Annotated in this window: 16 protein-coding genes and 4 tRNA genes; 9 read left to right on the top strand and 11 right to left on the bottom strand. The window is 65.6% G+C overall.

Annotated elements, in window-relative coordinates:
* Positions 1-266 precede the first annotated feature (266 nt).
* Positions 267-809, top strand: coding sequence for an ATP-binding protein (locus SKC42_RS14540; protein ID WP_330964996.1), 543 nt, complete (start codon positions 267-269; stop codon positions 807-809).
* A gap of 73 nt (positions 810-882) precedes the next feature.
* Positions 883-1,260: a hypothetical protein gene (locus tag SKC42_RS14535; protein WP_330964995.1), complete on the top strand. Its 378-nt coding sequence runs from the start codon at positions 883-885 to the stop codon at positions 1,258-1,260.
* Positions 1,261-1,738: 478 nt separating this feature from the next.
* Here the strand turns inward: SKC42_RS14535 and SKC42_RS14530 are convergent, their stop codons facing one another.
* The 4 genes from SKC42_RS14530 to SKC42_RS14515 all read right to left on the bottom strand — a co-directional run bounded on the left by SKC42_RS14530 (position 1,739) and on the right by SKC42_RS14515 (position 2,463).
* Positions 1,739-2,026 (bottom strand): hypothetical protein, encoded by a 288-nt coding sequence (locus tag SKC42_RS14530; protein ID WP_330964994.1) that lies wholly within the window; start codon positions 2,024-2,026, stop codon positions 1,739-1,741.
* 173 nt (positions 2,027-2,199) lie between these two features.
* A tRNA-Val gene (locus SKC42_RS14525) sits at positions 2,200-2,274 on the bottom strand.
* A 14-nt stretch (positions 2,275-2,288) separates the two neighbouring features.
* Positions 2,289-2,362, bottom strand: a tRNA-Cys gene (locus SKC42_RS14520).
* Positions 2,363-2,390: 28 nt separating this feature from the next.
* Positions 2,391-2,463, bottom strand: a tRNA-Gly gene (locus tag SKC42_RS14515).
* A gap of 181 nt (positions 2,464-2,644) precedes the next feature.
* Here SKC42_RS14515 and SKC42_RS14510 point away from each other — a divergent pair.
* The 5 genes from SKC42_RS14510 (at position 2,645) to SKC42_RS14490 (ending at position 8,799) form a co-directional block, all read left to right on the top strand.
* Positions 2,645-2,716: transfer RNA gene (locus SKC42_RS14510), tRNA-Val, on the top strand.
* A gap of 94 nt (positions 2,717-2,810) precedes the next feature.
* Entirely contained in the window at positions 2,811-5,384 is a 2,574-nt protein-coding gene (locus tag SKC42_RS14505; RefSeq protein WP_330964993.1) for a SpoIIE family protein phosphatase, read from the top strand.
* Positions 5,384-5,701, top strand: a complete 318-nt coding sequence (locus SKC42_RS14500) for an STAS domain-containing protein (protein WP_330964992.1) — start codon at positions 5,384-5,386, stop codon at positions 5,699-5,701. Before SKC42_RS14505 ends, SKC42_RS14500 begins: the two co-directional genes overlap by 1 nt.
* Positions 5,702-5,942: 241 nt before the next feature.
* Positions 5,943-6,653, top strand: a complete 711-nt coding sequence (locus SKC42_RS14495; protein WP_330964991.1) for a zf-HC2 domain-containing protein — start codon at positions 5,943-5,945, stop codon at positions 6,651-6,653.
* A gap of 175 nt (positions 6,654-6,828) precedes the next feature.
* Positions 6,829-8,799, top strand: coding sequence for a cytochrome c oxidase assembly protein (locus SKC42_RS14490; protein ID WP_330964990.1), 1,971 nt, complete (start codon positions 6,829-6,831; stop codon positions 8,797-8,799).
* Between the two features lie 123 nt (positions 8,800-8,922).
* On the opposite strand, the gene SKC42_RS14485 is transcribed toward SKC42_RS14490, so the two are convergent.
* The 7 genes from SKC42_RS14485 to SKC42_RS14455 all read right to left on the bottom strand — a co-directional run bounded on the left by SKC42_RS14485 (position 8,923) and on the right by SKC42_RS14455 (position 20,121).
* Complete coding sequence (locus SKC42_RS14485) at positions 8,923-10,908, bottom strand: PE domain-containing protein (RefSeq protein WP_330964989.1); 1,986 nt, start codon at positions 10,906-10,908, stop codon at positions 8,923-8,925.
* A gap of 206 nt (positions 10,909-11,114) precedes the next feature.
* Positions 11,115-15,305, bottom strand: a complete 4,191-nt coding sequence (locus SKC42_RS14480; RefSeq protein WP_330964988.1) for an AMP-binding protein — start codon at positions 15,303-15,305, stop codon at positions 11,115-11,117.
* A complete protein-coding gene (locus SKC42_RS14475) occupies positions 15,292-15,525 on the bottom strand; it encodes an acyl carrier protein (protein WP_330965008.1) in 234 nt (77 codons plus the stop codon). Before SKC42_RS14475 ends, SKC42_RS14480 begins: the two co-directional genes overlap by 14 nt.
* A 4-nt stretch (positions 15,526-15,529) precedes the next feature.
* Positions 15,530-17,128, bottom strand: coding sequence for a fatty acid--CoA ligase FadD10 (gene fadD10 / locus SKC42_RS14470; RefSeq protein WP_330964987.1), 1,599 nt, complete (start codon positions 17,126-17,128; stop codon positions 15,530-15,532).
* Positions 17,129-17,156: 28 nt separating this feature from the next.
* Positions 17,157-17,711, bottom strand: coding sequence for an FcoT family thioesterase (locus SKC42_RS14465; protein ID WP_330964986.1), 555 nt, complete (start codon positions 17,709-17,711; stop codon positions 17,157-17,159).
* The gene (scoE, locus tag SKC42_RS14460) at positions 17,708-18,577 is read right to left on the bottom strand and encodes a (3R)-3-[(carboxymethyl)amino]fatty acid oxygenase/decarboxylase (RefSeq protein ID WP_330964985.1); all 870 of its coding nucleotides are present in this window, start codon (positions 18,575-18,577) and stop codon (positions 17,708-17,710) included. Before scoE ends, SKC42_RS14465 begins: the two co-directional genes overlap by 4 nt.
* A gap of 113 nt (positions 18,578-18,690) precedes the next feature.
* Positions 18,691-20,121, bottom strand: coding sequence for a PPE family protein (locus SKC42_RS14455; RefSeq protein ID WP_330964984.1), 1,431 nt, complete (start codon positions 20,119-20,121; stop codon positions 18,691-18,693).
* Positions 20,122-20,334: 213 nt separating this feature from the next.
* Here SKC42_RS14455 and SKC42_RS14450 point away from each other — a divergent pair, with 213 nt between their 5' ends.
* Both SKC42_RS14450 and SKC42_RS27740 read left to right on the top strand, forming a co-directional pair.
* Entirely contained in the window at positions 20,335-21,144 is an 810-nt protein-coding gene (locus tag SKC42_RS14450) for a class I SAM-dependent methyltransferase (protein WP_330964983.1), read from the top strand.
* A gap of 115 nt (positions 21,145-21,259) precedes the next feature.
* Complete coding sequence (locus tag SKC42_RS27740) at positions 21,260-21,658, top strand: heavy-metal-associated domain-containing protein (protein WP_442932142.1); 399 nt, start codon at positions 21,260-21,262, stop codon at positions 21,656-21,658.
* Positions 21,659-21,763 lie beyond the last annotated feature (105 nt).

Raw genomic sequence — 21,763 nt, 5'->3', positions numbered from 1 at the left:
CTCGCTCCTCGCTCCTCGCTCCTCGCTCCTCGCTCCTCGCTCCTCGCTCCTCGCTCCTCGCTCCTCGCTCCTCGCTCCTCGCTCCTCGCTCCTCGTTGTCTCGTGTGAGGCTCGGGCCGCACTCACCTGGTAAGCGTGCACGGCGGGGAACCAGGACGGGTGACCAGACCCCGTGAACTGGTCACATGGATCAACCAAACGGGGTCAGGCCAGCGGACCCACGCTGAGTCCACTCCCGAACCGTGCCCGCCCGGCGAGGCCGAGCGATGAAGCGCACTGTCTTCGCCACGCCGCGGGCCGCTGAGTTCCTGGAGCTGCAGGCATTGCAGGTGCAGACCGGGCAGCCTGTCGACGCGTTCGGGCGTGTGGTGGTCAAGGAGCTACTCGACAACGCGTTAGACGCCGCTGAGAGCGCGGGCCGCGCCCCGGTCATCGAAATTGAGATCGAGACCGAGGACAGCAGCGAGGTCGCCTTCGTCACCGTGACCGACAACGGTGCCGGCATCACCCCGCAGACCGTCGCCGGCGTGTGTGACTTCACCGTGTTGGCATCCGACAAGGCCCGTTACCGCGGACCGACCCGAGGCGCGCAGGGCAACGCGCTGAAGACGCTGCTGGGTATCCCGGCCGCGCTCGGCATCGATTCCCCGGTGATCATCGACTCCGAAGGGATGCACCACGCGGTCCGGATACGCACCGATGGGGCCGGTGATGTGGTGGTCGAGCATGACACCGGTCCCGGCCGCGACGAGGGCACCTCGGTGACGGTGCCGCCGCCCGCCTACCTGGACACCGACGTGTACAGGTAGGCGTTCGTCGCGACGCTTGTAAACCCGGGCGCCTCGATCACCGTGATTGACCGCGATCACGACGACCCCGAGGATGGGCTGGCTGTTTACAAACCAGCTGGTCAGGGGGCATTTTCCGAAGTGGACCCCGGCGGCGCCGTCGTCGCCGCACTGGTATGACTTCGACGCGTTCGCCGGGCTGGTCCGGACCTACATCCGCGACATCGGCCGCACCGGTGTTGACATCCCGTTGGGGAAGTTCATCTCGGAGTTCGACGGTCGGTCGGGTTCGGTCAAGCAGCGGCTGGTCCGGGCCGCCGCGCCGGGGATCACCCACCTGTCGCAGCTGGACAGCCGGGCCGATCTGGTCGCCGCGCTGCACGACGCAATGCGCTTCCACGCTAAGCCGACACCACCGTCGCGGCTCGGCCCGGTCGGCGGCGAGCACTTCCGCGGGGCTGGTCGGCTTTGATCCGCGTCCGTATTGGTCGTGGGAGAGCGGCCGTCGAATAACGATGCTTGAGCCGCACGACGTCGAGGAACAACTCCGCGACTGGCTTAAGGTTCGTCACGCTATCGCCCACGGTGGCAAGACGATTCCAGCGGTTGCTGTATTGGAAGCGGTCCGTTGGCGAGATGCGAGCATAGGCCCGGCGGTCCAAGTATCAGGGTGGGCGACGCTAGGCAATGCGCCACATTCGTGAGGAATCTCGCCAAAATCACGCTCGCTGGAGTTGCGTATGAACTGTGACGTCAGGCGAACGGGACGACGAACGTCGTCTGGGGTGCGGGTTCCGCTGGGTGCCACATCGCCTCGGCGGTACGGAGTTTGTTGGAGCACTACCGGCGGGAGGGCCTCCTGACGACGACCCGCAACGTCGACGGCGCCCTGCTCATCGAAATCTGGCCCGTCCCCGGTCCTGTCTAGTCGGAGGTAGTGACCCGGCGCCTCAAGGGATCTGAAACCCAGGCCCTCGCTCCACGCTCATCGTTGTCACCTTGGGGCTGCTGACGTTCACGCCGCCGACTTGGTACTTCCTAAAGTCGAATAGCGCTGCGTGTACCCGTTCGGTGTGTTCCTTCAGGAGTCGCTCCAGCTCTTGCGCCGCTAGCTCCGGGGACACCTGTTCGATCGGGATGCTTTGATCGATACCAACTGCACTCATGAATGTCTGCGGCTGAGCGACTTGATAGTCGACGTATCCCTCAAAGCGGACTCGGAAAGAAAAATTCGGCATCCTTGCCGTCCCCTCCTTCGTTTTAACCACCCGGAGAAGAACTTACGCTTTCGTGCAGTCTCGTGCAGTCTCGTGCAGTCTCGTGCTGCCTTAAGTTGCGCTGATCGACAGCGTATTGGCAGCGGACCGGCCGCGAAGATCGCCGAAAACCTGCTTTACCAGCCAGAATGGTGTGGTGCGCGATACTGGGATTGAACCAGTGACCTCTTCCGTGTCAGGGAAGCGCTCTCCCGCTGAGCTAATCGCGCGGGGGGTCAAAAGCTGGAGGTGGAGACGGGAATCGAACCCGTGTGCACGGCTTTGCAGGCCGTTGCCTCACCACTCGGCCACTCCACCGCTGGGATTGATGCCACTTGCACCTTCGAGCGGATGACGGGATTCGAACCCGCGACCCTCACCTTGGCAAGGTGATGCGCTACCAACTGCGCTACATCCGCGCGCAACGGACGAGATCGTCGCCCGGTGCGAAGCACGACGATAGTCCACCCGAGCGCGCCCACACAAATCTCTTGGTAAGTGGAGTGTCCGGGCCAGCGCGCGATCGCCCGGCGGCGGATGCGGCGCAAAAGTGGACACCGATCTCGTGCTAATCTTCGACGTCGTTCGCCTCTCGGCGCCGGTCCCGTGGCTCAGTGGAAGAGCGTCCGCTTCACACGCGGAAGGTCGCTGGTTCGATCCCAGCCGGGACCACTCAAAACGCCCGATCTCCAAGGCACACCGCCCCGATCCGCCCATACTGGCACCGAACGCAACAGTAACCCTGGTGACTGGTTATGTTGCATCTATGGACAGCGACCGGGGTGAGTCGGGGCTCACCGGGGGGATGGGCCGGCGCCAGCTCGTAGACCGAGTCCATGAGCAACTCGACGATCTGCGGGCCGCTCGCGACCAGATGGAACAACTCGTTCAGGTCATCGTCGAAATCGGCGCTGACCTGGACCTTGACGTCACCCTGCACCGCATCGTCGCCGCGGCGACGGAGCTGACCGGGGCCCGCTTCGGCGCCCTCGGCATCCGGGGCCCGGATGGCGCCATGGTTTCGTTCATCCATTCCGGCATCGACGAGGACACGGCGCGGCGCCTGGGCGAGCTACCGGTGGGCGAGGCCCTGCGCGTCGACAACCTGAGCGCCGAGCCGCTGGCCGCCGGGCTGCAAGGCCGCGAGCCGCCGATCCGGGCGCTGCTGGGCATGCCGATCACCGTCCGGGCGGCCGACTTCGGCAACCTCTACCTGGCCGACGACCGCCCCGGCGTGGTGTTCACCCCCTCACAGGAGAGTGCCGTGCGGGCGTTGGCCTCGGCGGCGGCGGTCGCCATCGACAACGCCCGGCTCTTCGAGCGGGAGCGCGAATCGGCGAAATGGACCAAGGCCAGCCGCGAGATCACGACGGCGCTGCTGTCCGGCGACCCGCAGACGGGGCCGCTGCAGCTGATCGTGAACCGGGCGCTGGAGTTGGCCGGCGCCGAGCAGGCGATCCTGTTGGTTCCCAGCGAGCCCGACCTGCCCGCCGTCGACGTCGACACCCTGGTGGTCGCCGCCACCGCGGGCCGGTACTCGCTGGAGGTGATCGGCCGGCAGGTCCCCATGGACGGCTCCACCACGGGCGGTGTCGCGCGCCGCGGCACACCGCTCATCACCGACTCCTTCCAGTACCCGATCGAGGGGTTCACCGACGTCGGTGAGCGCTCGGCGATCGTCATGCCGCTGATCGCCGACGAAGCGGTGCTCGGCGTCATCGCGGTCGCGCGCAACCCGCAGCAGCCCCCGTTCGGCGACGACTACCTGGAGCTGGTCAGCGACTTCGCCCGGCACGCCGCCATCGCGCTGGCGCTGGCGGCGGGCCGCGAGCATGCGCTCAATCAGCAACTCGCCCAGGCCGATACGGTCAACGACGCGCTGCGGGCCGCGACCGAGGAACTGCGCCGGCTGTGGCGGGCCCGCCGGGTCCTTGCCGTCACCTTCAATAACCACGGCGTCTCCGGCGAAAACGGCAATGGCGCACCGGAATTGGTGTCGGTGGGGGAGCCCGCCCGGTGGGATGAGCTGCCCGACCAGACGAGGCAGCTGCTCACCTCGCTGCGTGACGGCGACCTCCTGACACCCCACGTCACGACGTCCGGGACGGCGGCCATCGCGGTGCAGCATCCCGACGGTGTGCTCGTCGTCTGGATCGACCTCGCCGAAGAACGGCTCTTCACCCTCGAGGACCAGACGCTGCTGACCGTCCTCGCGGGCCGCCTCGGGCAGGGCCTGCACCGAGTACACCAGGTCGACCAGCAGCGCGAGACCGCGCTGGCCCTACAGCACGCGATGCTGGGCCCCGCGGACCTCCCACCCGGGTTCGCGGTGCGCTACCAGGCCGCCAGCCGGCCGCTTCAGGTGGGCGGCGACTGGTATGACGTCGTCGACCTGGAGGACGGGCGCGTCGCGCTGATCGTCGGCGACTGCGTCGGTCATGGCCTGGCCGCGGCCACCGTGATGGGCCAGCTACGCAGCGCCTGCCGCGCGCTCCTGCTCGACAACCCCAGCCCCCGTGCCGCTCTCGCGGGCCTGGACCGGTTCGCCGCGCGCTTGCCCGGCGCCCAATGCACCACCGCCGTCTGCGCGGTGCTCAACCCCGACACCGGGGAACTGGTGTATTCCAGCGCCGGGCACCCGCCGCCCATCCTCGTTCTCGCCGACGGCACCACCCAGACGCTCGAAGACGGCCACACCATTCCGCTGGGCATCCGGCCCGCCTGGCCGCGCCCGGAAGCGCACGTGACCATCCCGGCGCGCGCGACGCTGCTGCTCTACACCGACGGTCTGGTCGAGCGCCGCCGCAGCCCGGTGGAGGAGGGCATCGTGCGCGTCTCGGACCTCGTCCTGGAGGGCCGCGGCTCCCGGCTGGACGATCTGGCGAACCAGATCATGTCCGATCTCGCGCCCACGGGCGGCTATCAGGACGACGTCGCCCTGTTGCTGTACCGCCACCCGGCCCCACTGGAGATGAATTTCCCCGCCGACGCCAGCCACCTCGCCCGCACCCGCGCCGCCCTGCGCAGATGGCTGACCCAGGCACGGGTGGATCCGGACCTGACACACGACGTCCTGATCGCCGCCGGGGAGGCCGTCGCCAATGCCATCGAGCACGGCCATCGCTCCAGACCCGAGGGCACCATCACCCTGCGCGCGACCGCGCTCGTCGACCACGTGGAGCTGACCATCGCCGACACCGGCACGTGGAAGACGCCGCAGCCGGCGTTGAACCCCCATCGCGGCCGGGGGATCACCCTCATGCGGGCGCTCATGGCCGACGTCGACATCCACCCCGCCTCCGACGGCACGACAGTTCACCTATCCGCGAGGATCGCCTGATGCCCACATTGCTCACTCTCGACACCGCGCGCCGCACCGACGGCGCACTCGTGCTGACCGCGGCGGGGGAAATCGATCTGAGCAACATCGACACGTTCACCCGGGCGCTCAGCACGGCCCTCACCGAGACCACCGGCGGCGTCGGGCCGCTCACCGTGGACCTCAGTGGCGTGGAGTACCTGGACAGCGCCGCCATCAACGCCCTGTTCGCCCACGCCGAGCACATCCACCTCATCGCCCGGCCCCGCCTGATCCGGGTCTTCAGCATCAGCGGGCTCACGGAACTGACCACCATCGAACCCGCAGCGGAATCCTGACGCGGGTTGCGGTAAGCCGGTGACTCCTGCTGTCATCTCATGCATGTCTGCCGTGCAGTGGGTGTTCGTCGGGGTCGGGCTCGTGCTGGAGGGGGTCATCGCGTGGGCCTGGTGGATCGCCGCCCCGCACCGGCAGAGACCGCGCTGATGCGTTCGGTCAGGTGACGGGGCGAACCGCCGCCCGCGCCTCGACATGATCACCGCCGGGAACAATGAGGCGTTGCCGCGCGACTATAGAGATATGGATTGTGACGTGGCGCGCGAGGCGCTCTCGGCGCGACTCGACGGCGAGCGCGAGCCGGTGCCGTCGGCGCGCGTCGATGAGCACGTCGGGCAGTGCGGCGAATGCCGTTCGTGGTTCGAGCGGGTGGGCGTCCAGACGCGTTCGCTGCGTCGGCTGGTCGAGTCCCGGCCGGTTATCACGCCCCTCGTGCCCTTGGGCGACGCTTGGGCGCCGCCGCGGCGGCGTCGGAAGATGACGTGGCAGCGTTGGGCGTTGCTCTGTGTGGGTATTGCGCAGGTCGGCCTGGCATCCGTTCAGGGGCTTGGGCTGGGTGTCGGATTGGCGAACGACCACGGAATGCGTTCCGGAGGCCATCTGCTCAACGAGTCGACGGCGTGGTCGATAGCACTCGGGGTGGCCATGGTGGGCGCGGCATTGTGGCCTGGCGCCGCGGCTGGTCTCGCGGGCGTGCTGACCGTGTTCGTCGGCGTCCTCACCGTCTACGTCAGCGTGGACGCGCTGTCCGGGACCGTCACGATCACCCGGATGCTGACTCACGTGCCGGTGGTGGTCGGCGCCGCCCTGGCGATCCTGGTGTGGCGGGGCAAAACCGAGCCGCGGCCTGCCCCGGACAACGCCGAGCCCGAGCCCGGTATTGTCCTGCCCCAGAACGCATCCCGTGGCCGCCGCCGCGGGCATTTGTGGCCGACGGACGGGTCTGCGGCCTAGCGGAGGCCACCACATAAGGCCGCGCGCGATGGTCATGGCCGCCGCCACTGTCGCCTGGCGCGCTGTAGCGAAGAACACCATCGGCCCGATATCGCTGAATCGCTGCCCGGGACCTACGACAACCCGTCGTAGACTGGGCGCAATCGATTAGTTTTGGTGAAAGGTCGCGGCGACGGTGCAGGCGAACCAGACACGTCCGGCGAGGCCACGGGCGGCGTTGGTGTCGTTGGCGATCGGCGGGATCGCCACGCTGGTCGCCCTGGCCTGTGATGCGTTCGCCCGAGGCGCGCGACCGTACTTGGCCAGCGGCGAATCGTATCCCGGAGCCCTGACAGGGGTTGCCGAACCGCTGGGCTACTTCGTCACATCGGTGGCGGGCGGACTTTGCTTGGGCGGACTGCTCTACACCGTGGTCGTCGCCCGCCCGGACGCGCGCCTTGTGCTCGACGATCGCGCCTTCCGAACGCACCTGATGGTTGAGCGTTCGTCGGTGATCTGGGCGCTCAGCGCGATCGCCATGGTGGTGGTGCAGGCCGCCAGCGACGCGGGTATTCCGGTGTCCCGGCTCCTGCGCGGGGCGGCCGTGGTCGATGCCGTCGCCACCTCCGAGATGGCGCGGGCGTGGGTCGCCGCCGCCGTTGCGGCCGTCGTGGTGGCGGTGTGCATCCGGCTGTCTGTCCGATGGGTCGCGCAGTTCGTGTTGCTCATACCCGCGTCGATCGGAGTTGTCGCCGTTCCGGTTTCCGGCAACGCGGGACAGGGACCCGATCACGACTACGCGACGAGTGCGGCCATCGTGTGCGCCGTGGCGTTCGCGGCCCTGACGGGCGTGAAACTGGCGGCGGCGGTCGGTCCTCCGGTGGAGAGGCTGGCTCGTCGCGTCCTCGTCGTCGAAACACTCTGCGGGACAGTTGCTCTCATTTACGGTGTGGCGCTCTTGTCGACGCGCACAGACCTGGGCAACGTGGCCGGGACAGCCTACGGGCGTGCGGGCGCGGCTGCCTTCTGCCTGCTGCTCTTGGTCTGGCTGACCGATATGGCGGCCCTCGCATTCCCGAGGCGCTGCGGTTGGCTGAAGTCCCGCGCCGCCGGCGTGCTCGGCGCGCTCGCGGTGCTGGCCGTGGGTGCGCTGACCGCGTCGATGGCGACACAGACCGCGCCGCGGCTGCTCACACACCCGTTGACCACGTGGGACGTCTTCCTCGGCTACACGCTGCCGGGTCCGCCGAGCGTGCTGACCCTCTTGACCGTGTGGCGGTTCGACACGTTCATCGGGATGGGGGCGGTGGTGCTGGCCACCGTCTACGTCTACGGGTTCCTGCGTTTGCGTCGGCGTGGGGACAGCTGGCCGGTTGGCCGCCTCGCCGCATGGCTGGCGGGGTGTCTGACCCTGCTGTTCACCAGCGGTTCGGGGGTGAAGGCCTACGGATCGGCGATGTTCAGCGTGCACATGGCCGAGCACATGACGATGAACATGTTCATTCCGGTCTTGCTGGTCATGGGTGGGCCGGTCACCCTGGCTTTGCGCGCGCTGAACCCGGCCGGAAAAGGACAGCCCCCCGGTCCGAGGGAATGGTTGTTGTGGCTGGTGCACTCGAGGGTTACGGGCTTCCTCGCCCACCCGATCACGGCCTTCGTCTTTTTCGTGGCGTCGCTCTACGTCGTGTACTTCACACCGGTGTTTGGCACCTTGGTCCGCTACCACTGGGGCCACGAGCTGATGAGCGTGCATTTCCTGCTGGTGGGGTACCTGTTCTTCTGGGGCATCATCGGAATCGACCCCGGCCCGCGGAAGTTGCCGTTTTTGGGCCGCCTCGGCCTGCTGTTCGCGGTGATGCCGTTTCACGCCTTCTTCGGCATCGCGACCATGACGATGACGTCGGTCATGGGCGGGCAGTTCTATCGCTCCGTGGCGCTGCCGTGGGTGTCCAGCCTCGGCGCCGACCAACATCTCGGCGGGGCCATTGCGTGGGGATCGAGCGAACTCCCGGTGGTTCTGGTGGTCGTCGCGCTGGTGGCGCAGTGGGCACGCGAGGATCGCCGGGCCGCGTCACGAGCGGATCGCCACGCCGACTCCAGCTACGCCGGCGACGAGCTGGACGCCTACAACGCGATGCTGCGCGAGCTCTCCCGTAATCGGCGGTGAGTGCGGCCCGCCGAGTCAGCCCGGGAGACTTCCGCTTGAACCGGCCGAATTCAGCCCACCGCTGGCCATGACCCGCGTGGGCGAGAACGTTTGGCAATAGGGGTGGTTGGCCGCGGGAGTTGGCTAGTTGAAGAATCCCGACTGGTTGTCACCCTTGTTGTAACCGCCCGAGTTGTAGTTGCCCGCATTCGCGAACCCCGAGTCCCATACACCCGCGTTGAGGAAGCCGACGTTGTAACTGCCCGTGTTCTCGAAACCGGTGTCGACCATGCCCTTGTTTCCGTAGCCAACGTCGCTGAAGCCCGAGTTGCAAGCGCCCACGTTGTACTGTCCGGTGTTCAGGAAGCCCACGCCGTTCGTTCCGGTGTTGAAGAAGCCGACATTCGGGGCCAGCTCCGGGGGCACCATCATCGATCCTCCTACGCCGTCGCCCGAGTTCGCGAAGCCGTAGTTGTAATTGCCGGAATTCCCGTAACCGGCGTTGAAACTGCCGGAGTTGAAGAGGCCGGAGAGGTGATCACCGGAATTCCCGAAGCCAGAGACCGTGCCAGGCTGGGTGACGGAACTCCCGAAACCCGTGTTGACGCTGCCCGCGTTCCAGGCGCCGGTGTTGAGGTCACCCGAATTCGCGAAGCCGGTGTTGAGGTAGCCCGAATTGAAGAAGCCGACGTTGCCGCCTCCGACCGTGAGGGTGTTGACGTCGACGCCGCCCGAGTTGAACGCACCGAGGTTGCCGAATCCTGAGTTGAAGGCGCCCATATTGGAGTAACCGGAATTGTCGATCCCGAAGTTGGTGTAACCGGCGTTCTCGAAGCCTACGTTGAAGGTGCCCGCGTTTCCGCTGCCGAAATTGCCGGTGCCCGAGTTGAAAAGGCCCACGTTGCCCTCGCCGGCGTTCAACACCCCAAGGCCGAACGAGCCCGGGTTCAACAAGCCTGTGTTGTAGCTGCCCGCGTTGAACAAACCAGTGTCGTGGTTGCCGGCGTTGAACAGCCCGGTCTCGTAACTGCCCGAGTTGAACACGCCCGAGTTTGCTCCACCGGAGTTGAACAATCCCCAGTTCCCGCCGCCACCATGACCAATGTCGCCCGAGTTGAAGAAACCGGTGTTGTTGAGACCCGAGTTGAAGAGACCCGACGTTCCCGTTCCCGAATTCAGGCCCCCGAAACCGAACTGATTGTTACCGGTCAACCCGATTCCGATGTTGTTGCTGCCGGTGTTGGCGATGCCCCAGTTCCCGTCACCGGTATTGGCGAATCCGATGTTGAAGCCGCCGCTGTTGCCCAGCCCGATGTTCCAACCGGTGTTGCCACTCCAGTTCAGGCCGCCGATACCGATCTGGTTGTTACCGGAAAGTCCGATGCCGATGTTCCCGGTCCCGCTGTTGCCGAACCCGAAATTGCTGGTGCCGAGGTTGCCGAAGCCGAAGTTGCTGGTGCCGACGTTCCCGAAGCCGAAGTTGTAGTTGCCGATGTTGGCATCACCCACGTTGTAGTTGCCGAGGTTGGCGCTGCCCAAGTTGAAGGTGGAAAACTTGTTCTGCAGGGCGGTCTGCTCCAGGCTCCCGTTGCCGAAGCCAAGGTTGAACCCTCCGACGTTGCCCAGGCCCAGGTTGGTGTATCCGAGGTTGCCGAAACCCAAGTTGTAGCTGCCCAGGTTGCCGTTGCCAAAGTTCAGGCTGCCCAGGTTACCGCCACCGAAATTGAAGCTCCCGCTGTTGCCGCTGCCCACGTTGAGACTGCCGATATTGCCGAACCCCAGATTGATGGGCGGCGCATCGGCAGCCAGGGTCTGCAGAGCGTGCTCGATGTCCCGCAACGGCGACGCACTGGCGGCCTCGGCGGCGGCATACGCGCCCCCGGCGCCGTCTAACAGCTGCACAAATTGGTCATGAAACGTCGCGGCCTGTGCGCTAAGGGCTTGAAATTGCATGCCCTGCCCGGAGAACACCGCAGCGATGGCTTCGGACACCTCGTCGGCACCCGCGGCCAGCAACCGCGTCGTGGACTGGCTTGCCGCCGAGTTTGCAGCATTGATGGTCGAACCCAAGTCGGTGAGATCCGTTGCTGCCGTCCCGATCAACTCCGGCACCGCGATCACATAAGACATTTGCTACCTCCGTCTAAACGATTATCAATGACGCGGTCCCGCCGCGGTGCATCAAAATCCGCGAAATCCGTTCTGGCGCGGCACGAGTCGATTGCTCACGCCTACCCGTGTGACGGCTGAGCCCTCCGGCCCATGCGGCTTTCGGCGCTGAAGACAATCCCTCACGTCCGTAGAAGTCGGCCCCATCTGCCGAAAAGTTCCCCTGCTCAATGACTCGGTACGTCTTGTCTCAAATGGGCGCGAATTGACCGCGGCTTCGCGACAACCTCGGCGACGCGTTCGATTTCGAGGGCGATGGTCGGGTAGTCGGCCAGGTAGTCGGCATAGGAGCGCGCACCGAGCCTCATTCCCAAAGTGATCCAGGCATCGATCACCGACCACCGCCGCGGATTCATTCTGGCCCAGCCGCTTTGATCCAGCCGGCACTTCCATTCGGTGACATCCAGTTCGTCCAACGCGTATTCCCTGAGGAGCTCCGCGTAGGTGACCGGCTCGCCGCGCACCACCGTGATTCCGCGGCCCAGCTCGACCGGTTGCATCATCTGTTTCACCAGTGCCTCGGCTGCCGCTCGGCCGGTGGTGACTTCCTCCGTCAGCGTCAGGGAAGGGTAGGCGCGCAACGCGACACACGCATTGAGGAAAGAGACCAGAATGTCGTTTGAGTCGCGCAGTTGATGCTCCGTCCCGAGGACCCTGGGCAGTCGCACGATGGTGAAATCGAGTCCACGCGGTGACCCGGCCACCGCCAGCTCCGCGAGCGACTTGGATGCCGCGTACGGATACGGGCCTTCGCGCGGGTCGACGACTCGCGGCGCGCTAACGTCCGCGTTGACGACAGATGTCGACAAGTGCACCAGTCTGGCGCCGTGGGCCGCGCACGTTTGGGTGATGATCGATACCAATTCCACGTTCGCCGAGCGAAGTTGGCGGTACGGCACGACGACATTGGTGTTGCCGATGCAATTGACCACCGTTCCGGCGCCCGTGTCACGCAGCAGCGCGTCCAGCTCGGTCGGGCCGAGGGCGGCAGGGAGTTCTTCGACCCGCACCCCGTCGACGTCGCGGAGCGACGTCCACGGATCGGTTTCGGGCAGCGTCGCTCTCGTCACCAGGACCACGTCCGGGGGCAGCCCTCCCGACCGCTTGAGGTCGAGAACCGCCTGGGCGAATCCCGTGCCGAGAATTCCCGACGCACCCAGTACGACGATCGTCTGGTCGCCGGAACCGTTGGGAGATTGTTTGATGCCCGCACCCCTTGCGGGGCGGCGCCGGGACAGCGACGCGAGATCGCTCGCTATCTCTGCGGCCGTATCGGCGTCCCTCCAGCCATCAACTGACGCGGTGGCACCGGCCAAGAACAGGTTTGCGGCGCTGTCGGCGCTGATCAGGTCCAGAAGTGTGACGTGACGGCCCAGGTGCGCACGGGTCTCGGGCAGAATCTTGATGAGATCCAACGACCCGATCCCCTCGCCGAGGAGCGACGAGTCCGGGCGGATCGCCCTCCTGAGTCGCCCGCTCCAGGCTGCCGCCAGACGGACCGCCCTCTTGTCCAGATCGGCATCGCCTCGCGCGGCGGCCACACTTTGCGGCATTGTCCGGAGGCGGTCGGTGTCGACCTTCCCGTTGGGCTTCCTCGGGATAACCGGAACGCCTGCAACGAACGACGAGGAGACCCCCGAGCGGACGAGGATGAGCCGGATCCGCGTCGCAGCCACGGTATCGTCGCCGCCGCCGCGGGTCCGCTGCGTTTGGAACCACACGCCGAGGCTTCCGCGGTGAAGTTCGACGGCGACATCCGAGACGGCCGGGTCTTCGGTGATTCGCCTGGTGATCTCGGCGGTGTCGACTCGCTTGCCGGAAACCTTGACGATGGCGTCTTTGCGCCCCGATAACACGGGAAAACCCTCGTCGTCGACGATGACGCGGTCCGCGGTGCCGAACGCGCGCCGCGGCTGGCCGTCGGCGAGGATCACGCTGCCGAACGCCCGGCCGTCGATACCGAGGTAGCCGGCGGAGACCAGATCTCCGACGATGACGACTTCGCCGAAGGCGATGAACACCGTGTTGGGCACCAGGGGTCGGCCCAGCCGGTGCTGGGCCCCCCCGCCTGCTGCCGTCGCGCCGCCGATCGGCAAACAGGTGACGACGACGGTAGTCTCGGTCGGTCCATAGCTGGACACGAGCGAGATACCCTGTGTGGCAACAGAATAAATCCACTTTTCGACGGCACCGGGACGGACGGCTTCGCCTCCGATGACGACTTGGCGCAGGCGTGCGCCGCGCAGCACGTCCATGGCGTCGGCATCTTCGCACAGCAGGTGCCACAGCGCGGTCGGCAGGTCGACGACGGTCGCTCCGTTGGTCACGAGATCTCTTGCGAGAGCCGCGAGATCGCCGGTCCTCGTGGCCGCGGATCGGATCAGCTCCGATCCGCACGTCGCGCTGCCGAAGATCTCTTCGACGCTAATGTCCGACGTCAACGGAGCGCATTGAAGGATCCTGTCGTGTGCCCCCCAGCCATAGTTGCGCCTGGCCGCGTCGCAGAACAGCGCAAGTGATCCGTGCGTGATTCGGACGAGCTTTGGCTGCCCCGTCGATCCCGAGGTCGGCATGATGTAGGCCGTCCGGGCCGCGAGCAGCGCATCGCGTGCCACCTGTTCGACGCGCCTGTCGATGAGTTCCCGTAGGCGCTCGTCCGGATCGGCCTTGATCCTTGCGGCGGTGACATCGACCGCGTGCGGCGAAACTCCCTCGCAGTGGGCGGCGATGGCGTCCACTCGCACCGGCACCTCGTCGCTGGTGTCGCAGACGCTGTATCCACAGCCCGCAAGGTGGCAAGCGATCGCGAGATCGACTGCCTTGTCAGTGTTGTCGTCCGTGAACACCACGACATCACCGAGCGCGACGCCGTCTTGCACCAGCCGGCCGATCCAAGAGGAAACGTACCGACGCCTTTCAAGGAATAGGCGGACGGCCCCTGCGGGATTCAGGAACCAGGCAGACGCCGGCAAAGCTTGCGTCGGGTGCATCGAATCGCCCTGGCAGCATGTTCCGTCCGCCCCGATTGAGAACCACTCGTCGACGGCCATCGCGATTGGCTGATGCCACAGCGTTGCCATCGATTCAAGCACCGCGGCGATTCGCTTCGCTACGTTCCGGCGTGTGGCACTCGTGGGCAGATCCGCCCTGTCCCAAATGGCGATGTCGAGCGTCTGCCGGACCTCGTCCAGGACGCCCGCGACCGTCATGCCTTCGACCGGACCGATATGCGTCGCAGCCGGTGGCTCCGAGAGGAATTCGCGCAGTTCGGGCGCGCATGGCTCGCGGATGAAGTTGAGCGTCAACGCCTCTACGTGTGGTGTCCGGTTGATCGCCAAATACATTCGGCGGTAGTGCTCCTCACGTAGCCAGCGGCGTCGCACCGCCTTGACGTAGCCTCGGTCCACCATCGCCACGACGTCCTTGACCGATGCGAATGACGGAAACCGGACCGAGTGCGCCACCGAGTTAACCAGACAGGTCGCTACATCCAGGTCGGGGTCTCCGAACCTGTTGTCCACCGCATGCACCAGCAGGCTCTCGGTGGTCTTCCGCAGGCCCGCGTGCACCGCCAGTGCCGCCGTGGCCACTAGGACATTGAGCGGTACCTGCCTCGCCTCCGAGAGGGCGAGAATGGTGCCATACGCCCTGCCGTCGATCCTTATCGACTCATGAAGGACACCCTTGGCGGCGGGCCCGGAAGGTCCGTTCGAGTCCAGACCAACGCCATGGTGGCCCGCATCGTCGGCGAGTTCACGCTGTAGGGCATCGCCGAGGCGCCGCAGCGCCTCCTCCACCCTGGCCGCCTCGCGGCGGTGGGCCGTGCCCAGCCTGACCAGGCCACCGGTGAGGCAGGGACTTTCGACCGCGCCGGCGGTGAGGTGGCGCGCCAGATCGGCCTCGATGATTCCCGTCGCGCCGCCATCCAGCAAGATGTGATGGCTGAAGACTTCGAGGCCCGAAACGTAACCGGCCTCGTCGGTCCGCACCGTGTACCGCACAAGCGGCTTGGCCAGGATGCCGGACTCCCAGCTTCGTGTGAGCTCGTCGGCAGCGCAACCTGCCTGGACATCGTGAGGGCGAACGCGCACGATGTCGTGTGGGCGCAGCCGGGCCACGAGATCCGGATAGTCCATTTCCGTTGGCTGGAATTCGAGAACGCATAGCTGCACAAGGTTTTTGAGGATCGCCGCTTCCAACGCGGTGAGGAATTCGGGCAGCCCGAACCGGTGAAACCGGTATGTCTTGCCGATCAGATACAGGCCGGGATCGTTATCCTGCAACACTCCGTTGTAGAGGTTCCGTTGCGACCTGCTCAGCGGAACGCGAGTCGCGCGGGCTGCTTCAGGCGCGGTCATGCACGTCCTCGAACTCGGAAACCCAGGCCGCAATCGACAGGCTTTCGGCCAATCGCAGGGGTAGATCGGATTCGCGATCCACGCCAAGCCGTTTCATCAATAGCACGAACCGAACGGAATCCAGCCCGAGATCCCGCAGGTCGGTCGCGTCGCCGTCGATCAGGTCTGACTCGTCGATGTACAACACCTCACAGAGGGCGTCAAAGATCTTGTCCCGCACGGACTCAGGCACGAACGACCGCTCCGGCCGCGGCCGCGCTGACGGCCGCGGCCAGTGATGCCCGCATGACTTTGCCGGACTGGGTACGCGGGATCTCCGCGACCATCACGATCGTCGATGGACGCGCCGCCGACTCGGCCTCCCGGCGATAGTGGGCGGCGATTAATTGCTTGAGTTTGCGGGCCTCCGACTCTTCCAAGTCGGTCGACGGGACGACGGCCAGGCCGACCAACGCTCCGAACTCCGTGTCCGGGATCTCATAGCACGCGGCCTCGCGCACACCGGCGACGGCTTCGGCGATGCGATCGACCTCGTCTGGGGCGACGTTGACGCCACCGGAGATGATCATCTCGGACGACCGTCCTTTGATGTAGAAGAGGCCGTCCTCGTGGCGCTCCAGGAGGTCGCCGGTGTTCACCCACCCGTCGACCAGGACCTCGTCGGTGCGTCCCGGATTGTTCCAGTACCCCAGCATGTTTGCCGGTGACCTTATCCACAGCGTGCCGAACGAGGCCGATGGGGCGGTGCCGGAACCGGGTGGTGTACTGCCGTCGGAGCCCGCCAGATACACCTCCACGCCCGGATACGGCCTTCCGACAGCTCCCTCCTCGATCTTGGCGATCGATCCCTCGCCGGTCGGCAGGCACAAAGCCGTGCAACCGGTTTCGCTCAATCCGTAGACCTGTGCGGTGCGGACGCCAGCTTCCTCCATGAAGCGAACGTCGGCTGCGATTGCCCGCGAACCGCCGTACCCGAGCAGGCGGAGCGAGGGAATGGTTACGCCTGTGGACTTCAGTTCGGAAACCAGCTTCGAAAGGAGCATGGGAACAAGACATGTCGACGCGACCGCGTTCGCATTGAGCAGTTCCATCAGAGATGGCGTGTTCTCACCACCGGTGATGCACAATCCGCCTCGCATCAAACAGGTCAGGATCCACCACAGTCCTCCGATGTGCGTGGCCGGCAGCGGGGAGTAGGTCGTTTCGCCGTCGACCCAAGTGATCCAGTCCAGCCCCTCGTCCCGCAAGATATCCGGGACCGCGTAGAAGGTGCGATTGGCCAGCACCACGGCCTTCGGTTCGCCCGTGGTGCCGCTGGTGAAAACCATCGCCAGCGGATCATCCGCCCCTTGATCCGGGTTGCGTGCGGCGCGGCCCCCAGGGTCCGGGTGACCGGAGCCCGTCGGGCCTGCGGTGAGATCGACACTGATCGCCGGTAACTCCTGCAGGGCGTCGGGCAGAGCGGAAATTCCGATCTTGCTCCCCGCAGTGACGAGAATCGCGCTGGGATCGGTGATCTCACAGAATCGGTTCACGGTTGCGGGCGGGAGGTTGCCATCGACCATGACGGCGATCGCTCCCAGACTCGCGCAGGCCAGTACCGACAGATATGTCTCGGGTCCGTTGTCCGAAATGACCAGAACGCGAGATCCGGCCGAGGCCGATCGAGAGCGAAGGGCCGCAGCGAGGCTTTCCGCCTCGGCGACGAGTTCCGCATAGCGCAGGGTGCTGGTGCCGTCGCAGCGGCGCAGCGCGATAGCCTCGGGGCGCTGGCGCGCCTGGTCGGTGATCCGTTCCAGCACCGTGGCCGGTGATTCAGGCATGGCTAATAACTGCTTTCTTCCCGACGCGTTACGGGATGTTGAGGACCGCTAGTTCGACCTCGCCGTAGGCGGCGCCACCGATCCCATCCCAGAACTCGATGACGCAGGGCACGAGGAGATACCGCAATGTTCGCTCGATGACCCGGAAATCCTTGCACAGCAGGCGTGCTGAGAAGCTTTCGGCGTTGATGGGCTTTCTGAATCGCGACGACGCGTTCTTGATCAACATGCTCGGGAGCTGATTGTCGAAGTAATCCGCGATCGACCAGCCTCGCAGCGCAGGGATCTGCTCGTTGAGGATGGCGGGTGCGAAGGCGCAGTACGCGAGTTGGTTGAAACACAAGATGAGTTCCGCGGCGTTGAAGTGCCCGGTGCTGCGGATGTAGGCGGACTCGGCGATCCGAAAAGTTCCGTACGCGAGGACGGAATTCGCGGTGGCCCGGTACTCGGCGTCGATGAGGTAGCGGCATCCCTTGTAGGCGTAGGGTTCGAGGACTCTGGCGAGCAGATCCTCGCTGATCCGGGCGGTCTCGCCGTATTCGCTCTCGGTGGGCGCGGAGGGGGTGACCTCGGCCGTGCTCATGCGGGATATCCAGGCGTCTCGAGGCCGTCCAGCATGGTCAGGCGGTGGGTCGTCAGTGTGCCGGCCGCCGTGCCGTGCTTTGCCCGGTGCATCAGAACGCGGTTGTCCCACAGCACAACGTCGCCGACCTCATAGTGCTGGGTGTGGATGAATGGCGATGCGTATTCGGGATCAAGCTGTCCCGTCGCGACCATGAGTTCGTCCAGCACCGCTGGGTCGAGCACGTTGCCGTCTTTGTCCTCGATTTTCTTGGTGCCCGACGCGCAGATATACAGGATTTCTTCCCCGGTCTTCGGGTGCCTGATGACCGTGGGCCACTTTATCGGTGGGGTGGTCCGGGTGATCTCGTCCCAGACCTCTCCGAAGGGCCGGTACACGTCGCTGGGCCGAATCTTGATGTGGCGCCGCGGATCGTGGGTGCTGAATGTTCCCCGGACGGGGTCCTGCTTGGCGGCGGGAAGCGACTCCCAAACCTTGTTGAGATCGATGAAATAGGTGCCGCGGTCCGACCCGGGCACGGCAAGGGGAACCACCATGGAAAACGCAAACGGTTCCGGCATGAACATGTAGTCGATGTGCCAGAACGCGCCGGTCTTTGGAACGCCCCGGCCTTCCTCGGTGGAGGATACAAAGATCTCTGGATGTTCCTCGTGGTGGTACATGGATTCGTAGTAAGGAACTATTTGGCCGACCAACCGACCAAGCCTGATGAATTCCTCCGGCGTGGGGTGGAAGTCCTTGAGGATCACGAGCTTGTTCTCGTAGACGACATCGCGGATCTCCTCCGTGGTGATGTCGCCGAGATTCTCGGGATCGAGGCCCGTGACATGCGCCCCAAGCCCCTCGCCCTTCACGTTGAGCGTCAACGGTTCTTCTCCTCGTTCATTTCCGGTTTGTGGTCTCGCGGCGCGCGGATACCCGCGTACTGGGAGGCTGTCGGCTCCCACCGTCGGCTACAGCAAAGGTCGAAAAACGGTCGCTAAAAGTTCCCCCCGTTCGACCCCGTTGTGCTGTCGTTCGCCCAGTTGGTTGGGAGTAGGGGGACGGTGGCGCTCGTGGCGCTCGTGGCGCTCGTGGCGCCGGAAGCCGGTTGGACCATCCCGGAGGGAGCGCGGGATGCGGCCGCCGGGGCGGTGCCGGTAAAGCCGAGCGTTCCGGCCCCCTGGGCATTCGCAGCGCAGGAGGTGGGGTCGGTGTCGAGGCCGACGGTTGCCTCCAGGAATTCGTCGCGATACCCGCGCAGTCTCGCTCGGTCCCCGCGATGCTTTCTTTGGCGGGCGCGCCCGCGCCCGCGGACGCCGGCCGCCCCGGCAGCGCCGGCCCTGACGGAGTCGGTCGCGATGGCACGCGATTTCGTGCCGACTTTGGGGCCCGAGCCGATACCGGGTGGTGCGAGGCCGGATACGGCGTAGGGGAGACCAGGCGAAAGGGGAGCGGCGGCGGCCGGAGCCGTGGCGGGAGCGCCGGGCGCTGGGTTGCCGATTTGCGAAGCCGCGCTGGGAGCGGTCGAGGTCATCGGAGCCGGCGCAATATTCATATGCCCGTCGGTGTGATCGGAGTCCTGCGCCGCGGCAGCCGCCACTGGTGCGGGTGAGGGATCGCCGTTCGGCATGAGCGTGAGTGCACTCAGGGCGCTCAGCGCACTGAGTGCCGGAGTGAAAAAAGGAAGAAGCAAGAGAGAATACGAAGCGTAATACGGGTACCACAGGACGTCGTATAGGAATAGGGCGACCACGGCCAGGACAATGGTGGCGGTGGGGCTGAATCCGAGTCGTCGGAAGAAATCCAAAAAGTACGTGTACGGATCGGCGACGAAATCCGCGATATCAGTGATGAGTTGACTGATCGAGCTCAATGCCACCGGTTGGGCGTCTTGGGTTTGGCCACCGGGTGCCAGGATGGTCGGCGCTTGCTGGGTGGATGGACTCGCTGTCACGGCCGCGGTGGTGACAGCCTGATAGGTGGCCATGGTTTCGGCGGCGTGGACCCACATCCGGGCGTAGTCGGCCTCGTTGAGGGCAATGGGGATGGTGTTGACGCCGAAGAAATTGGTGGCGATCAGGGCGCCGTGAACGGCGTGGTTGGCGGCCAGTTCTGCCAGGGTCGGCATCGCGGCCAGGGCGCAGGTATAGGCGGCGGCGGCGGTTTCGTGCTGGGCGGCGGCGATCGCGCTCTTTATGGAGGCTTCCTCTAGCCACGCCAGGAAGGGAGCATGCGCCGCAACATATTGCGCGCCGCAGGTCCCCTGCCAGCTGTTGGCCACAACGTCGGCCAGCAGCTGGCTCAACTCCGCGGCCGTGCGACTGTAGTGATCACTGAGACCTTGCCACTGGGTAGCTGCGTCGACCAACGATCCCGGACCCGCACCCGCGCTCAAGAGAGCCGAATGCACCTCGGGAGGCAATGCCATCCACACCGGGGATGTCAGGGCGCAACCTCCTTGTATTGGCGACGGGATGCGTGACCGTATGGACGCGCATTGGTTCGCCTGGCTTATCAGGTAGTCGGTTGAGGTGGGCCGAAAGTTCCCGCCGCACGACCAAATAAGTAATCCCTGGCCTATTCGGATTGCCAATGGCGACGGCTGATCGTTCGTGGAATCGGCGCTAGTAGAGTCGGGCGCGTGCCCGTCGTCGACGCCCGCCATCTGGGCGGGATCTCCGAAACCGCCCTGCTCACACTCCATCAGCGAGCGACCGAGGCCGCTCGGTCTGACGGCATCATTGACGACCCGATGGCCGTCGCACTGCACGACAGCCTCGACTACGACTACGACCGCTTCGGCCGCACCCATCAGGCCACTGCTTGGCGTGCGCTGGCATTTGACAATGCCTCTCGCGAGTATTTGCAGGCGCATCCGCGCGCCACCGTGGTCGCGCTGGCGGAGGGCCTGCAGACGAGTTTCTGGCGCCTCGACAACGGAGAGCTGACCTGGCTTTCGGTCGATCTGGCGCCGATCGTGCGGCTGCGTGAGCGATTGCTCCCGGGTTCGGATCGCCTACGCCACCGCGCGCAGTCGGTGTTCGACTATTCGTGGATGGACCACGTCGATGACCGTCACGGGGTGCTTGTCACCGCGGAAGGCCTGTTTCAGTACCTGGAGCGTGACGTTGTCTTCGGGTTGATCGCGGACTGCGCCAAACGATTTCCCGGTGGGCGGCTGGTCTTCGACAGCGTTCCGTGGTTCCTGAGCGCATATTCGCGGCGCCGCGGCATCAAGCTTAGCGAGCACTACACGGTGCCCCCGATGCCGTTCTGGTTCACCGCCGGGCAGTATGGCGAATTGCGCGCCATTCCGGAGGTCCGCGCGGTGCGAGAGTTGCCGGCGCCACCCGTGCGTGGCGGGTTCCTGCAGCGGACCACTCGGCTGCTGTATGGGACGCCATGGCTCGGGCGCCTTCGGGCGCCCACGACGCTGGTGGAATTCGGTTGATCGGAAAACGCCGGCGCGAGTGATCGTTTGGATGATCGGACCGTCCGGATCTTCCTCGTCCAGGCCGGGAACTCAAGACAGGTTCTCAACGACCTTTAAGGCGACTATTCGCGGGATGTTGCCGCAAATGGCGGGACAGGAAGGAACGGCGTTGACGGAACTGGGAGCAGCCGAGGCCCGAATGGCCCACGGCCAACGGATCGAACTCGACGTGACGGGCATGTCATGCGGCGCGTGCGCGCGCCGCGTCGAGAAGGCGCTGAACAAGATCGACGGGGTGCGCGCATCGGTCGACTTCGCGACCAGGGTGGCAACCATCGAATCCGATTGCGCACCCAGCGTTTCCGATCTTTGTGAGTCCGTGCGCAGCGTCGGGTACGGTGCCACGCAGCGATCCGCGGGGGCCGAACCGAGCGCCGATCTCGTTACCAGCCCGAACCCCGCCCTGCTGCGGAGTGTCCTCGCGCATCTGGCGCCGCTGGCGGGTTGGCTGATGTCGCCCTTGCATCGCTAGTGTCGTGAGTCGTTAATAGTGCACCAGCATCTTCGGCCGTGCATCCCGCTGTGAACACGTCGAACGTGGGGGAAAAGTATAAACCGCCAACACTTTTCCTCCATA

Source organism: Mycobacterium sp. 050134 (genome assembly GCF_036409085.1).
Taxonomy (GTDB): domain Bacteria; phylum Actinomycetota; class Actinomycetes; order Mycobacteriales; family Mycobacteriaceae; genus Mycobacterium.
This window is presented reverse-complemented; position numbering and strand designations above follow the sequence as displayed.

What these genes read in the sequence shown, in the direction of transcription:
- SKC42_RS14495 (WP_330964991.1), top strand. Translation starts at nt 5,943, where the DNA reads ATGGATTGTGACGTGGCGCGCGAGGCGCTCTCGGCGCGACTCGACGGC.
- SKC42_RS14535 (WP_330964995.1), top strand. Translation starts at nt 883, where the DNA reads ATGGGCTGGCTGTTTACAAACCAGCTGGTCAGGGGGCATTTTCCGAAG.
- SKC42_RS14505 (WP_330964993.1), top strand. Translation starts at nt 2,811, where the DNA reads ATGGACAGCGACCGGGGTGAGTCGGGGCTCACCGGGGGGATGGGCCGG.
- SKC42_RS14530 (WP_330964994.1), bottom strand. Translation starts at nt 2,026, where the DNA reads ATGCCGAATTTTTCTTTCCGAGTCCGCTTTGAGGGATACGTCGACTAT.
- SKC42_RS14480 (WP_330964988.1), bottom strand. Translation starts at nt 15,305, where the DNA reads ATGACCGCGCCTGAAGCAGCCCGCGCGACTCGCGTTCCGCTGAGCAGG.
- SKC42_RS14465 (WP_330964986.1), bottom strand. Translation starts at nt 17,711, where the DNA reads ATGAGCACGGCCGAGGTCACCCCCTCCGCGCCCACCGAGAGCGAATAC.
- SKC42_RS14540 (WP_330964996.1), top strand. Translation starts at nt 267, where the DNA reads ATGAAGCGCACTGTCTTCGCCACGCCGCGGGCCGCTGAGTTCCTGGAG.
- SKC42_RS14455 (WP_330964984.1), bottom strand. Translation starts at nt 20,121, where the DNA reads ATGGCATTGCCTCCCGAGGTGCATTCGGCTCTCTTGAGCGCGGGTGCG.
- SKC42_RS14500 (WP_330964992.1), top strand. Translation starts at nt 5,384, where the DNA reads ATGCCCACATTGCTCACTCTCGACACCGCGCGCCGCACCGACGGCGCA.
- SKC42_RS27740 (WP_442932142.1), top strand. Translation starts at nt 21,260, where the DNA reads ATGTTGCCGCAAATGGCGGGACAGGAAGGAACGGCGTTGACGGAACTG.
- SKC42_RS14485 (WP_330964989.1), bottom strand. Translation starts at nt 10,908, where the DNA reads ATGTCTTATGTGATCGCGGTGCCGGAGTTGATCGGGACGGCAGCAACG.
- fadD10 (WP_330964987.1), bottom strand. Translation starts at nt 17,128, where the DNA reads ATGCCTGAATCACCGGCCACGGTGCTGGAACGGATCACCGACCAGGCG.